The following is a 14,144-nucleotide window of genomic DNA, read 5'->3' on the forward strand; positions in this document are numbered from 1 at the left end:
GCAAATAGATTGGAACGCATGAATTCCAATGTACTTCGTATGTCTCAGCTGTTCCTTCGTACGCTGCGCGAGGATCCTGCAGACGCGGACGTGGCTTCCGCAAAACTTATGCAGCGCGCAGGCTATATTCGTAAATCTGCCCCAGGTGTGTGGACTTGGTTGCCGCTTGGCCTCAAGGTTTTAAACAAGGTTCAGGCGATTATTCGCGACGAAATCAACGGTATCGGTGCGCAGGAAGTTCACTTCCCAGCTCTTCTTCCGCGTGAGCCTTATGAGGCTACAAACCGTTGGGAAGAATACGGCGACAACATTTTCCGTCTTAAGGATCGTCATGAGGCTGACTATCTTCTTGCTCCAACGCACGAAGAAGTTTTCACGCTTCTCGTTAAGGATATGTATTCTTCTTACAAGGATTTGCCTGTTACTTTGTACCAGATTCAAACGAAGTATCGCGACGAATTCCGCCCGCGCGCTGGTCTTATTCGCGGCCGCGAGTTTATTATGCAGGATGCTTATTCGTTCTCGATTGACGAAGATGGTTTGAAGTCTGCTTACGTTGAGGAGCGCGCTGCTTACGCTCGCATTTTCGACCGTTTGGGCATTAAATACGTGATTGTTCACGCTGTTTCCGGACCAATGGGTGGTTCTGATTCCGAGGAGTTCTTGGCTCCAATGCCAATTGGCGAAGATACTTTTGCGCTCGCACCTTCCGGAAAAGCTTGGAATGTTGAGGCTCTTACCACTCCAGAAATGCAAGATGTTGATTACTCAGCAACTCCTGCAGCAGAAGCTCTTGAAACTCCAGACGCTAAGACGATTGAAGCTTTGGCTAAGGTTTCTAACGACTTGCATCCTCGCGAAGATGGCCGCGATTGGCAAGCGTCCGACACTTTGAAGAACCTTATTATTGCTGTTAAGCATCCGGCAGACGCTGAAGGCGGCGAGCATGAGGAGCCATGGCGCGAAATCGTTGCTATTGGTATTCCGGGAGATCGCCAGGTAGATATGAAGCGTCTCGAGGCTCAGTTTGCTCCTGCAGAAATCGAAGAAGCAACTGAGGAAGATTTGAAGGCTCATCCTGAGTTTGTTAAGGGCTACATTGGCTTTAGCGTATTAGGTCCTCAAGCTCGCAAAGAGGGTAGGGGTATTGCAAATCCTGTTCGCTACTTGATGGATGCTCACGTTGCAAAGGGAAGCGCCTGGATTACAGGAGCTGACGAAGACGGAAAGCACGTTTACAACGCTGTTTACGGCCGCGATTTTGAGGCGGACGGTGTTGTTGAAGCAGCTCAGGTTCGCGATGGCGATATGAGCCCAGATGGTTCCGGTCCGTTAAGCTTCGAACGCGGTGTGGAAATCGGCCAGGTGTTCCAGCTTGGCTTAAAGTATTCTAAGGCTTTGGGCTTAAGCGTTCTTAACGAAAACGGTAAGGCTGTGCCAGTTTGGATGGGCTGCTACGGCATTGGCGTTAGCCGTGTGATCGCATGCTTGGCAGAAACGCATCACGACGACGCTGGTCTCGCATGGCCTATGGCAATTGCTCCAGCTCAAGTTCATGTTGTTGCAACAGGCAAGGATCAGGTTGCTTTCGACGCTGCTGAAAAGGTTGTTGAAGAGCTTAGCAAGCAGGGCATCGAAGTAATCTTTGACGACCGTCCAAAGGTTTCACCAGGCGTAAAGTTCAAGGATGCTGAGCTTGTTGGCGTGCCGCTGATTGCTGTTGCTGGTCGCGATACCGTGAACAATGGAACTATTGAAATCCGCAATCGCGATGGCTCAGACGTTGAGGCAGTTCCAGTTGACGAAGCTGCTGCTCGAATCGTATCTCGCGTAAACGATTTGCTTAAGTAACGACCTGTTTTTACAATTTGCCGCCAGGAATACTACTACTATTCTTGGCGGCATTATTGTTTATCGTGGTGCACGAGGTATTATTTACTTTCTTTAGATATCAGCATCACCCCCAAATTCGTCGTCCGTGCTGTCTGAGTGAGAGTCAGTACGTTCTATTTTTTCGCTCTGTGAGTGATTGCTGTCTTTCGTCTGTCCGTTTTTGGCAGTATCAGCGTTTCTTTTTGTAAATTGCGTAGTTCCGCGATTTAAATCGTGCCCAATAGCAGAAGCTTCCAAAATTACGCGATTATAATCGTTTCCATCTTTTGTCCAGCTTTCTGTACTCAAGTTGCCGTATACAACGATTGCATCGCCTTTATGAACGCTTTTTAGCACGTTTGAAGCCAAAGTCCTATACGCTTTCACAGTCATCCAAGTAGTTGGACGCTCATGCCATTGCTGCTCGTCGTTTCGGTAATATGATTGCGTGCTCGCAATTCGTAGCGAACAAGCCGGAGAATTTTCACTTCGCCCAAAGCTTACAGGCTCAGCGCCTACGTATCCACTAATAGTCACGGTCGACTGTTGTTGTGCCATATTTCATAGTCCTTTCACAAATTGGACTGCAGCCATTTCAGCCCCGAAATACAGAGCCATCATTGCCTCTGAGCTTCGCAGCCACGAGGAAATGCCGCAGTAATAACAACTATGAACTTTGCGCAACAACTTTGCCAGCAAACTTTTCTATTGTGGTTAAAACCTAGGTTTTATCCACAATGTAATTGATCTCTTGACTACAGCAAAATACGTATTAAACGCTCAACAATTATCTGTGCATGCGTAATAATTCCTCATTGCAGGGTAGTATTGAGCAAACGTATTGAAAATATTGAATGCAGTGAAGAAGATATTTATGGTGGAAAATAATCAGCAATATGCAAAGCATAAATCTAATATGCGCATAAGTTGGGTTAGTATCCTTGTTATTTCTGCTGTATGCCTAGCTACGTGCGCAATATCGCAAAATTTTGCTGATTTTACTTTAGAAAATTCTAATGCGTATCATCAGGCTTATCATCAGGCGTATAATCGCGAATATCATCATAAATATCATCAGAATCCAATAATTCAAACAACTAATTCTGCTTCTTCTGCAGCTTTTATTCAGTCAAGTAATGTAGCGCGTTACGTTCTTTCTTCTATTCGAAATGCAAGATCTAGGCTTTACGATAATCGCAGCACGTATTTTAATGGCGTTCCTTTGCAAGATTACGTGAGTCGCTACGGTCTTACTAAAGAAGCGTATGTTAATAATATTCAGTACGATTCTGCAAATGAAGAGGATGCTTTCCGTCGCGCGCAAGAAACCGCTCAGCATGGGCAGTTTGGCCATTTTGGCCCAGATGGTGTGAGCGAGCCTGATTACACTGGCCGAAAGGCGTGGGGTGAAAATTTAAGTTGGGGTGTGGATCTTGCTGGTTCTATGCAATTGTGGATTCAAGATGAAGAGTCGGCTTTGCGTGCAACCGGCGGAAGTTTTAACGAAGATAATGGCCATTTGTATCAGATTTTGAATCCTAGCAATATTTCTTTCGGTTACGGAGAGGCTTCGGGCGGCCCTTATGGTGTTGTTGGAGCGTTGACACTGTCGGAATATAACGGAGATATTGATTATCCGGATGGCAAGATTGGCCCAGAATCTCCCGAAGAGCAAAAAAAGCGTGCTGAAGAGGAGCGAAAGAAGAAGGAAGAGCAGAAGCGTAAAGACGAGGAAGCTAAGAAGAAAAAAGCTTTGGCTAAAAAGAAGCATTTGAAGCATAAGCATCATAAAAAGTTAGCGAAAGCTATGAAGAAAAATGCTTCAACGTATGAATTTATTGTGATTATTTCTGCGATTTTAAGCGTGCTTGTTTTGTGCGCAATTGCAGTGGTAGCTTGGATTTTCTTAAGACGAAAACTGATTTCTAAAAATAGAAAATAATAAGCCTGCAAACGTTTATTAAGCGTCTGCAGGCTTCTATTTTTGACTTATTTTTTGACTTATTTTGACTTATCGCGACTTATTTGCGATTTATTCGCAACTTACCAAATGTGTACGCGCTCAGCAGGGTCGAGCCACATTTCGTCGCCTTCTTTAACGTCGAAAGCATCGTAGAACAAGTCTACGTTTCGAGCAATGCCGTTAGTGCGGCATTCAGCTGGAGAGTGTGGGTCGATTTGAAGCAGCTGTTCCGCAATCTCGTTACGAGCTTTGGAACGCCAAACCAACGCGTAGCTTAAGAAGAATCGTTGCAAAGCAGTGAAACCATCAATTTTAGGAGCGTTCAGCAAAGTTTCGCGAATCGCATCTTCACTTCCGTCAATTTCATGCCCTTCACTCTTTTGCAAAGCGAAAGCGTATGCTTTAAGCGCAATAGTTACGCCGCTTAAATCGCCAATATTCTCGCCGATTGTTAAAGCGCCATTTACGTGAGGCATCGCATTACGCTCTTCTTTGCTCTTCAAGTGAGAGTATTTAACAATAAGCTGCGTTGGTGTAAAAGCATTGTATTGTTCAATAAGCTTCTTAGTGCGCTCAGCAAAGTTAGCTTTGTCTTCTTCAGTCCACCAATTGTTAAGCACGCCGTCGCCGTCGTATTCGCAACCCTGATCGTCAAAACCGTGGCCAATTTCGTGACCAATCACGGCACCAATAGCGCCGTAATTTGCTGCGTCTGGAGCGCTTGGGTTAAAGAATGGCGGTTGCAAAATAGCAGCTGGGAACACGATTACGTTCAGCAGAGGATCGTAGTAAGCGTTCACAGTTTGCGGAGTCATCTGCCATTCTTCGCGGTCCACAGGATTTCCAGCTTTTGCAGTATTCCTACCAAAACCAAATCGAGAAACTTCGCGCATGTTATCAACTAAACCAGCGTTTTCGTTAATGTTTAACGCAGAGTAGTCAACCCAATGATTCGTGTAACCAATATTTGGCTCAAACTTGCTAAGCTTTTCCAAAGCCTTCGCTTTAGTTTCCTCGCCAAGCCAGCTGCTGTGCGAAATCGACTCTCGGTAAGCGTTAATAAGATTGTTAACTAATTCTTGCATATACTTTTTAGAAGACTCAGGGAAGTGCAAGCGCACATATTCGCGGCCAACTTCCTCGCCGCAGGCATCGTCAACAACTCCAACTGCTCGCTTCCAGCGGTCGCGCTGCTTTGTTGCTCCCGAAAGTACTTTGCCGTAGAAGTCAAATCGCGCTTCTGCAAAATCTTCACTTAGCAAGCTTGCCCAGCACAAAATTACGTGCACGCGCGCCCAAAGCTTCAAATCTTCTAATTCTGCTTCCTGCCAAATCTTATTCAATCCTTCTATAAAGCTTGGCTCGTGAACTACTACTTTGCTAAAAGCTTCACGAAGATTGATTGGCTGATGCTTTGCTTCTTCGCAAGTATCGTACGATTTTTGTGCAGCATCTAAGAAGGCATCGAGATTAAGCGCTTCAAGATTTTTTGCCAAATCAGCATAATTGTAAGGATTATAAGTTTTTTGAGAATCGCGGGTTGCTACGTTATCCCAATGCTTGCTTGCAATCTGCGTTTCAACATTCAAAAAACGCTCGGCTTGCGCTTGGGTAGTAGCACTATCTCCGTAACCTGCCAATCGCAGCAAAGAAGCTACCATTTTTACGTATTCAGCGCGAATTGGAGCATAATTATCTTCGCGATAGTATGCTTCATCCGGCAAACCCAATCCCGACTGCTCAATATGCATAATATTCGTCTTAGGATCTTTAGGGTCTCCGTAAACGCCAAAATAGAACATTGCATCAGGTCCGCCGTATGGGTTTAGTGAGCCAATAGTGCGAACCAAATCTTCCTTGCTGCAAGCTTTATCCACAGCGTCTAAATCGCTTTTAATTGGCGTAATTCCAGCTTTTTCAATAGCTGCAGTATTCAAATAGTTGCGGTATAAAGTTTGAGATTTTTTAGCTGAGCAATCTTCGCTTTCTAAAATATCTCGAATTTGCGTCTCTGCATCTTCTGCAAGCTTGTGGAAAGCACCGTACATTGGGCGGTCGTCTGGAAGAGTGTAAGTGTCAATCCAAGGACCGTTTATGTAACGGAACAAGTCGTCTTGTGGACGAATAACCGACGAGAAGGAGGCTGGGTCAAAATCTACAGCAGAAATTTCCTTCTGTGATTCTTTATTATTTTCATTGTTATTAAGCATGAATTTAGCTTACAAGTATTAAGAGACACTATTAGCTAGTATTTTCGCAATATTTTCGCCATATTTTGCGCTATTTTCGTGCCTGCGCGTTAGTCTTGAAGCATGATTGAACTTAAAACTCCATCTGAAATTGAAGCGATGAAACCTGCAGGTTGCTTCGTTGGTAATATTCTTAAAGACTTAAAAGCAATGACAAAAGTTGGCACGAATCTTCTTGAAATTGATGACTTTGTTCGCCAACGCATTATGAGCCGCAAAGGTGCGTCTTCTTGCTATGTTGATTACGCTCCTGATTTTGGAACTGGTCCTTTTGCGCACTATATTTGCACGTCTGTAAACGATGCTGTTCTTCACGGAGTTCCATACGATTACAACCTTAAAGATGGTGATTTATTAACTCTTGACTTGGCAATTAACGTCGACGGCTGGGTTGGAGATTCTGCTATTAGTTTCGTTGTTGGAAAGCATGCAGATCCTGAGGATTTGCGCTTGATTAAGTGCACTGAGGAAGCTTTGGAGGCTGGCATTAACATGGCTCAGCCTGGCAACCGTCTTGGTGATATTTCTGCAGCTGTTGGTTGCGTTGCTCACGAGTATGGTTACAGCGTAAATCTTGAGTTTGGCGGTCACGGAGTCGGTCATATTATGCACGGCGATCCGCATGTTCCTAACGATGGCACTGCTCACCACGGCTACAAGCTTCGCCCAGGTTTAGTTATTGCAATTGAGCCATGGTTCTTAAAGACTACTGACGAAATTTACCAAGATCCTAAGGACGGTTGGACTCTTCGCTCTGCTGATGGTTCTCGCGGCGCTCATAGCGAGCACACGATTGCAATTACGGAGAATGGTCCTGAAATTTTGACCGTACGCTAAACTTATCAATAGTTGATTTTGTAAGTATTTTGCGAGTAGTAATTGCGTAAAACAAGTATATAAAGAGGTACTTTAAGTAAATGGCGGAATTTGATTTTGCACAGGCGTTACGCGATGTTGAATCAAAGTATGCTTCGATTGAGAAGGCTTTAGACGTCGATTCGTTGAAGGCTACGATTGCTGATTTAGAAAAGCAGGCTGCTGAGCCTGGGCTTTGGGATGATTCTGAGCATGCTCAGCAGGTTACGAGTAAGCTTTCCGCGGCTCAATCTCAGTTGAAGCGTTTGCAAGCTGTAGATCAGCGCATTGATGATACTAAGACTTTAATTGAGCTTGGCCAAGAAGAAGGCGATGCTGATTCTATGAGCGAGGCTCAAGATGAGCTTGGAAATATTGCTCACGAGTTGGACGATATGGAAGTTCAGACTCTTCTTGACGGCGAGTACGACGCTCGTTCTGCGGTTGTTACGATTCGTTCTGGTGCGGGCGGCGTGGATGCTGCTGATTTTGCTCAAATGCTTCTTCGTATGTACTTGCGTTGGGCTGAGCGAAACGGCTACAAAACTAAGATGATGGACACATCTTATGCGGAAGAAGCTGGTATTAAATCCGCAACTTTCCAAGTGGATGCCCCGTACGCGTATGGTCGTCTTTCTGTAGAAGGTGGCACTCACAGAATGGTTCGTATTTCGCCATTTGACAATCAAGGCCGTCGCCAAACTGGCTTTAGCGCAGTGGAAGTAATTCCTTTGGTTGAAGCTACGGATCATATTGATATTCCAGATTCCGACATTCGCGTGGATACTTTCCAAGCGTCTGGTCCTGGCGGCCAGGGTGTGAACACTACGTATTCTGCTGTTCGTATTACGCATTTGCCAACCGGCTTGGTTGTTTCTATGCAAGATGAGCGAAGCCAGATTCAAAACCGCGCAGCGGCAATGGCTGTTTTGCAATCGCGTTTGCTTGTGCTTAAGCACGCTGAGGAAGCAGCTAAAAAGAAGGAACTTGCTGGAGATATTAAGGCAAGTTGGGGAGACCAAATGCGCTCATACGTGCTTCATCCATACCAGATGGTGAAGGATTTGCGCACTGGCTACGAAACTTCACAAACTCAAGCTGTTTTTGACGGTGATATTGATGGCTTTATTGAAGCTGGCATTCGTTGGCGTCACGAGCAGCGAGTTGAGGCTCAAAAAGAAGCTGAAAAAGAAGCAGAAAAATAATCCTAAACTAAAGCTAAATCTAGAACTAAAAACCAATAATTACACATAATCTTCGGAAGGATTGAAACAATGTCGCTGATTTCATTAGATCATGTGTCAAAAATATATCCGAGAGGTACGCGCCCTGCATTAGACGATGTGTCTTTGCATGTTGATCGCGGAGATTTTGTGTTTCTTGTTGGTGCTTCTGGCTCTGGCAAAACCACATTGCTTAGTTTGCTGCTTCGCGAAGAAGAAGCAAATGGTGGAGAAATTCACGTTGCTGGTAACGATTTGCGCAGACTTTCTAACCGTCAGGTTCCACAGTATCGCAGATCTCTTGGATTTATTTTCCAGGATTATAAGCTGCTTAATAATAAAACAGTTTATCAAAATGTTGCTTTTGCTTTGGAAGTAATCGGCACTAGTAGGGCGACTATTCGCTCGCTTGTGCCTCGCGTGCTAGAAACTGTTGGATTAACCGGTAAGGAAAATAATTATCCGCATGAGCTTTCTGGTGGTGAGGCTCAGCGTGTGGCTATTGCTCGCGCGTATGTAAATCATCCTCAAATTATTCTTGCAGATGAGCCTACTGGTAATTTGGATCCAACTACTTCTCTTGGAATTATGGAAGTTTTGGATGCTATTAACAGAACTGGCACAACAATTGTTATGGCTACGCATAATGAGGAGATTGTGAACTCAATGCGTAAGCGCGTTGTGGAACTTCACGAGGGTAAGATTGTTCGAGATGAGCGCGAAGGTTCTTACGATTCTGCTCTTTACTTCCCGGATTCAGATGTTGAACAAAAGTCTAAAGCTCAGCAGTCTGTTGAAAAAAATAGTGAAGAGGCTGAAATTTCAGCTTCAAGCAATCAGCCTGAAAATACTGAACGTCATAAGCGACTTTCTAAAAAAGCTCAACGTGCGCAGCAGGCTCGCGAAACTGTTGATATTGTTACGCAATCTCTTCAAAGTGACACGGCAGAAAATGATGGTATTGCGCGCCTTGCTCAGTCTGTTCATTCTGGAAGAACTGGACGCTACGGCGAAGTGTTCCAGTCTTTGGAAACAACAATGACTTGGGGAAGAGGATTGGTTACTACAAACGATAAAGACGTTGAAGAGGATGTTTCAGAAGTTGATATTTCGGAAGATAATAAAGAATCCGCTGAAGCTGCAGAAACTGTTGAATCCACTGAATCTCATGAAACTCATGAATCTACTGAAAGTTCTGAAGTGAGTGAAAAATCGCAATCTGAAACTAGCGAGGAGTCGCAATCTGTAGCAGAAAATCATTCACAATCTGATTCTGAATCTGATAGTAAGTCTCAGCTCCCTCCTATGCCTCCAGCTCCACCTAAGCCATCTGTTGCGGCTGCAAATACTAATAATGAGAACATTAGTGTTGACGATAGCAATAATGACACTAATAAAACTGAAGGAGCAGAGTAATGCGTTTAAGATTCATTTTTTCCGAAACATGCATTAGTTTACGCCGTAACGTTTCAATGATTCTTTCCGTTATGCTCGTAACTTTTATTTCCTTCCTTTTTATTGGTGCTTCTGTGTTAATGCAGGCTCAAATTACCAAAGCTAAGGGCGACTGGTACGACAAGGTTGAGGTTGTTGCATGGCTTTGCCCGGATGGAACTAGCCAATCTCCTTCCTGTGCTTCTGGAAAAGCTCCAACAAACGCTGAAATAGTAAAGCTTGAGCATGTTATTCACCAAGAATTAGGCGATGACGTTTCAAATATCACTTACGTAAGTCGTAACGAATTTTATAAAAATACCTTCCTAAAGCAGTATCCTAACGGAATGTATCAGGGTAGAACTCTTACAGCCGCAGATATGCAGGATTCACTTCGCTTAAAACTTACTAATCCTATGAAATACCAGGTTGTTTCGGAAGTTCTTTCTGGGCGAGATGGCGTGGAAGAGGTTGTTGATCAACGACAAATTTTCGACCCTGTTTTCAGCGTTCTTAATAGAGCTACAGTAGTTACGATTGTTCTTGCTGCAGTTATGGTTGTTGTGGCCATTATGCTTACAGGCACTACGATTCGTATGTCTGCAGCTAGTCGCCGTCAAGAAACTGAGATTATGCGTTTAGTTGGCGCTTCTAACTGGACTATTCGCATGCCGTTTATTCTTGAGGGTGCTTTCGCTTCCTTCGCTGGATCTTTGCTTGCGGGTGCGGCATTAAGCTTGGTTGTAAAAGTGTTTGTAACTGATTGGCTTGCGCAAAATGTTCGTTGGATGCCATTTATAACGCAGTCTACTGTGTGGTTGTGCGTTCCAATGCTGGTTGCGGGAGCTGTTGTGCTTTCTGTAGTAGCTTCGGCTATTGCTTTAAGACGATACTTAAAGGCGTAAATTAAATTATTTGCGTAAAAAGTTCAAAAAAAAACTAAAAAATTTAGAAAAACTCGCGTGATTCCTTACTTAACGCTATAATTCGCATTAGTAACGTGGAAAGGGAAGTAATATGAGCGTAACTCGACGTAGCGTGTGCAATAGGCACAATCGTATAATAGTTAGCTTGGTTGTTTCCGTTGCTATGCTGCTTAGTGGCGTTGTTGGCTCGTTATTAACTGCTGATACTGCTAGTGCTGTTAATATGAACGATTACAGGCGTAAAGTGCAGAGGAATGAGAATCTAAAGCGTCAGCTTGCTGGTGTTAATAAGCAGCTGGCAAAGAAGATTCTTGAGCTTAATGATTTGAATGAGCGTCAAATTCCAGGCCAGGTTCGTGCGGCTCAGCAGGCTGAAGAGCAGGCTGCTCAAGCGCGTAGTCTTGCAGAATCTACTCAGCAAAGATTAGAGTCTGCTCAAAAAGATAAGCGCGATTTGGAAGAAAAAATTAAGAAAACTGGCGCTGATTTTGACGATGCAAAAGCTGCTGTAGCTCAACTTGCTCGTAAGAGTTTCCACGGTTCTCAAGCTTCTGATGTTATGAATATTGTTACGAAGTCAACAACTACTGAGCAGTTTGTTGGAAAACTTCAGTCTGAAGCTGCAGTTGCTCGTAGCGAAGCAAATGCTGCAAACGATGCTGCAGTTAAATTAAATACTTCTATGAATCGTCGTCAGCGTTTGGCTGCTATTGAAACGGAAATCGCAAAACTTAAGCAGCAGGCCGATACTCAGGCACAAAGCGCGCAGATTGCTGCTAAAGCTGCTAACGATCGCAGAAAGTCGTTGCAAGATTTGCGAGATCAGGGCGAAAATATTCGTAAGCAGCTTGAAAGTCAAAAAAGTAGTTTAACTACGCAGTCTGCTCGTGAAGCTGCAGAAATTGTAGCAATGAAGTCTGCTATTGACGCTCAAGCTCGCGCTCTTGCAAATAAGTCATTTGCTCGCGCTGATCCTAACGCTGGAAACCGTCAGCAGGTTAGGGGAGCTGGAACTAATGCTTCTTTGCCTCCAATGCAGCTTTCCGATGGTGCTGCTAACGGCATGAATTACACTGTTCCTGGCAACTGCCCTGAAGGAGCTAAGTTCTGCTACGGTCATAATACTGGCAATTCTGTTGGCGGTTCTGCTTATCCTGCTCGTCAGTGCACATTGTGGGCTTATTTGCGTAGGTCTCAGCTTGGTTTGCCAGTTGGCTCGTATATGGGCAATGGTGCTGAGTGGGCGAATACTGGTCGTCGATTAGGATATTTAGTTAATCGTACTCCACACGTTGGCGCTGTTATGGTGTTTGCTCGCGGCCAGCGCGTTGGTAACTGGACTGCAGACTGGCAGTATGGTCACGTTGCTGTTGTTGAGCGTGTTAATGCGGATGGTTCAGTGCTTATTTCCGAAGGTGGCACCGGCTTCTCAACATTCCCAGCGTACGAAACTATTTATAATCCAGGCGACTACGAGTACGTGCATTATTAAAGTTCATAAAACGTGTACAAGTAGTTTGTGCGTGTTTTAAAAGATAAGCTTGAAGACTCAAGTGCGCTTGCCATAAGATAGAAGTCTTATGGCAAGTTTTGTTTGTGCTCTTAGTATTGGAGGGGAGTTATGGCTAATAAACCTGCTCAAGATGGTACGGTTACTGTAGCTCAAAATCGTAAGGCTCATCATGACTACGCTATTGAAGATTGCTACGAAGCTGGTCTTGCTCTTACCGGAACGGAAGTTAAGTCCTTGCGCGAAGGGCGAGCTTCTTTGGCTGAATCTTTTGTAAATATTGATCGTCGCGGCGAAATGTGGCTTGAGGGGGCTAATATTCCTGAGTATTTGAACGGTACTTGGAATAATCATGCTCCAAAGCGTAAGCGCAAGCTACTTCTTCATGCAGCTCAAATCGCTAAACTTTCTAGGCAGACTGAAGCAAAGGGATACACTGTAGTTCCGCTGCGTCTGTATTTTAAGGGAAGTTATGTGAAAGTTGAGATTGCTTTGGCGCGAGGCAAGAAGGAATTTGATAAGCGAGAAGCTTTGCGCGAGGAGCAAGATAAGCGCGAGGCTTTGCGTGCTATGCGTTACCGTAATTTGCGCGCGCAATAATCATCTAAACGCGACACGCCACATATTATACATTATTGCGAATAATATGCGTAATATTTTTTCAGAAAGTCAGCTATTCTGCTAATAAGCAGTATGTTTATTTCAGTATATACACTATCTTGCATAAATAGTTGTGAAAATAGTAGGGTTATCGTGTATAGTTATACGCATCACTGAAAATTATTAGATTTATGGAGAAGAAAAATGTTCAAATCAATTAAACCTATTGCCGCCGTTGCTTCTTTAGTTTTGATTGGCACTATTGCCGCCTGCGGTCCTGCTGATTCCAAGCAGAATGCAGATCCAGACGTTGCTAGAAGCTACGACGTAAGCAATGTTCAAAAAGATGATGCAGTAGCAGCTTTGGTGCCAAAAGCAGTAGCTAAAACAGGCGAGCTTGTTGTTGGTGTAAACGTTAGCTATGCTCCTGCAGAATTTTTCGCTTCTGACGGCAAAACACCAGTCGGTTACGAAATTGATTTTTCTAAGGCTTTGGCAAAGGTTATGGGCTTGAATGCTAAAATCGTTCACGCTCAATTCGACTCCATTATTCCTGCAATTGGAAGCAAGTATAACGTCGGTATTTCCGGCTTCACTGTTAATGCTGAACGTATGAAGTCCGTTGACTTTGTTACTTACGCAAACGCTGGCTTGTCTTTTGAAGTGCGTAAGGGAAATCCTACTAAGGTAGACACAAAGAATCTTTGCGGCAAAAAAGTAACTTTGGAAACCGGCACAGTTGGCGAGCCTATTATGGAAGAAGCTAAAAAGAAGTGCGCTGCAAATAACGATAAGCCTCTTGAAATCATGAGCTTCAAAGATCAGACCGACGCAACTACCGCTCTTCTTTCCGGTCGTGCAGACGTTATGTATGCAGATACTCCAGTAGCTGGTTACGCTGCTATTAAGAATGCTGGAAAGCTTGAAATTCTTGAAAACAGCAAGGATGCAGAGCCAATGGGTGCTGCTGTTAAGAAGGGCGATGCTGCAATGCTTAAGGCTGTTAAGGCTGGCATTGATAAGCTTATGAAGTCCGGAATTTACAAGGACATTTTGAAGAAGTGGGGCGTTGAAAACGTTGCTATTAAGGAAGCTGTAGTTAATCCTCAGCTTTAATAAGCTTTAATAAGCTTTAAACCAGGCTTTAGTAGCATCTTAATCTCACTTATTTCTATGCAAATTTACCGTTTATGACATTAAATGGTAAATTTGCATTACTTTATATAATTTATAAATATTCATATAAACGAAAACTATGGAGAATATGTTGAACTCTTTAACCGCGAACTCTTCTGACGCTAATTTTTCTGACTCAAGCTCTAGCACAGTTCAAGCTGAACGTATTTTGCCTGTTAAAAAGCCTGGTCCTATTATTGCCGGCATAATCGTAGCAGTAATTGCATGCTCGCTACTATATGGAATTGTTACAAATCCTCGCTTCGAGTGGGATGTTGTAGGCATATATTTGATTAGTAATAACGTTTTTTATGGCATTGGATGGACTCTTCTTTT

Annotated in this window: 11 protein-coding genes and 1 pseudogene; 10 read left to right on the plus strand and 2 right to left on the minus strand. The window is 43.9% G+C overall.

Translation table 11 applies throughout. From position 1 onward, the window contains the following. The first annotated feature begins 18 nt into the window (after positions 1-18). The gene (locus tag NG78_RS00060; RefSeq protein WP_004135550.1) at positions 19-1,851 is read left to right on the plus strand and encodes a proline--tRNA ligase; all 1,833 of its coding nucleotides are present in this window, start codon (positions 19-21) and stop codon (positions 1,849-1,851) included. A 93-nt stretch (positions 1,852-1,944) separates the two neighbouring features. On the opposite strand, the gene NG78_RS00055 is transcribed toward NG78_RS00060, so the two are convergent. Continuing rightward, positions 1,945-2,430, minus strand: a complete 486-nt coding sequence (locus NG78_RS00055) for a single-stranded DNA-binding protein (RefSeq protein WP_004135556.1) — start codon at positions 2,428-2,430, stop codon at positions 1,945-1,947. A gap of 316 nt (positions 2,431-2,746) precedes the next feature. Here NG78_RS00055 and NG78_RS00050 point away from each other — a divergent pair, with 316 nt between their 5' ends. Further along, the gene (locus NG78_RS00050; RefSeq protein ID WP_004135558.1) at positions 2,747-3,814 is read left to right on the plus strand and encodes a CAP domain-containing protein; all 1,068 of its coding nucleotides are present in this window, start codon (positions 2,747-2,749) and stop codon (positions 3,812-3,814) included. 101 nt (positions 3,815-3,915) lie between these two features. Here NG78_RS00050 and NG78_RS00045 read toward each other — a convergent pair whose 3' ends face one another. After that, positions 3,916-6,045 carry a M13 family metallopeptidase gene (locus NG78_RS00045; RefSeq protein ID WP_004135562.1) on the minus strand — a complete coding sequence of 710 codons (2,130 nt, stop codon included), beginning with the start codon at positions 6,043-6,045 and terminating at the stop codon, positions 3,916-3,918. A 102-nt stretch (positions 6,046-6,147) separates the two neighbouring features. On the opposite strand from NG78_RS00045, the gene map reads away from it, so the two are divergent. From map to NG78_RS00005, 8 genes and pseudogenes are all read left to right on the plus strand, one after another. Continuing rightward, on the plus strand, positions 6,148-6,921 hold the full coding sequence (gene map / locus NG78_RS00040; RefSeq protein WP_004135563.1) for a type I methionyl aminopeptidase: 774 nt from the start codon (positions 6,148-6,150) through the stop codon (positions 6,919-6,921). A gap of 80 nt (positions 6,922-7,001) precedes the next feature. After that, positions 7,002-8,144: a peptide chain release factor 2 gene (gene prfB, locus NG78_RS00035; protein ID WP_004135565.1), complete on the plus strand. Its 1,143-nt coding sequence runs from the start codon at positions 7,002-7,004 to the stop codon at positions 8,142-8,144. A 69-nt stretch (positions 8,145-8,213) separates the two neighbouring features. Then, positions 8,214-9,578, plus strand: a complete 1,365-nt coding sequence (ftsE, locus tag NG78_RS00030) for a cell division ATP-binding protein FtsE (RefSeq protein ID WP_004135567.1) — start codon at positions 8,214-8,216, stop codon at positions 9,576-9,578. Next, on the plus strand, positions 9,578-10,501 hold the full coding sequence (ftsX, locus tag NG78_RS00025; protein WP_004129488.1) for a permease-like cell division protein FtsX: 924 nt from the start codon (positions 9,578-9,580) through the stop codon (positions 10,499-10,501). The genes ftsE and ftsX overlap by 1 nt, the downstream gene beginning before the upstream one ends. Before the next feature lie 112 nt (positions 10,502-10,613). Continuing rightward, entirely contained in the window at positions 10,614-12,014 is a 1,401-nt protein-coding gene (locus NG78_RS00020) for a CHAP domain-containing protein (protein WP_004135570.1), read from the plus strand. Positions 12,015-12,143: 129 nt separating this feature from the next. Beyond that, positions 12,144-12,632, plus strand: coding sequence for an SsrA-binding protein SmpB (smpB, locus tag NG78_RS00015; RefSeq protein ID WP_004135576.1), 489 nt, complete (start codon positions 12,144-12,146; stop codon positions 12,630-12,632). 204 nt (positions 12,633-12,836) lie between these two features. Then, positions 12,837-13,748 (plus strand): ABC transporter substrate-binding protein, encoded by a 912-nt coding sequence (locus NG78_RS00010; protein ID WP_004135581.1) that lies wholly within the window; start codon positions 12,837-12,839, stop codon positions 13,746-13,748. 139 nt (positions 13,749-13,887) lie between these two features. Then, positions 13,888-14,144: pseudogene (locus NG78_RS00005) on the plus strand (amino acid ABC transporter permease); the annotation flags it as partial.

The organism is Gardnerella greenwoodii 00703Dmash, assembly GCF_000263635.1.
GTDB lineage: Bacteria > Actinomycetota > Actinomycetes > Actinomycetales > Bifidobacteriaceae > Bifidobacterium > Bifidobacterium greenwoodii.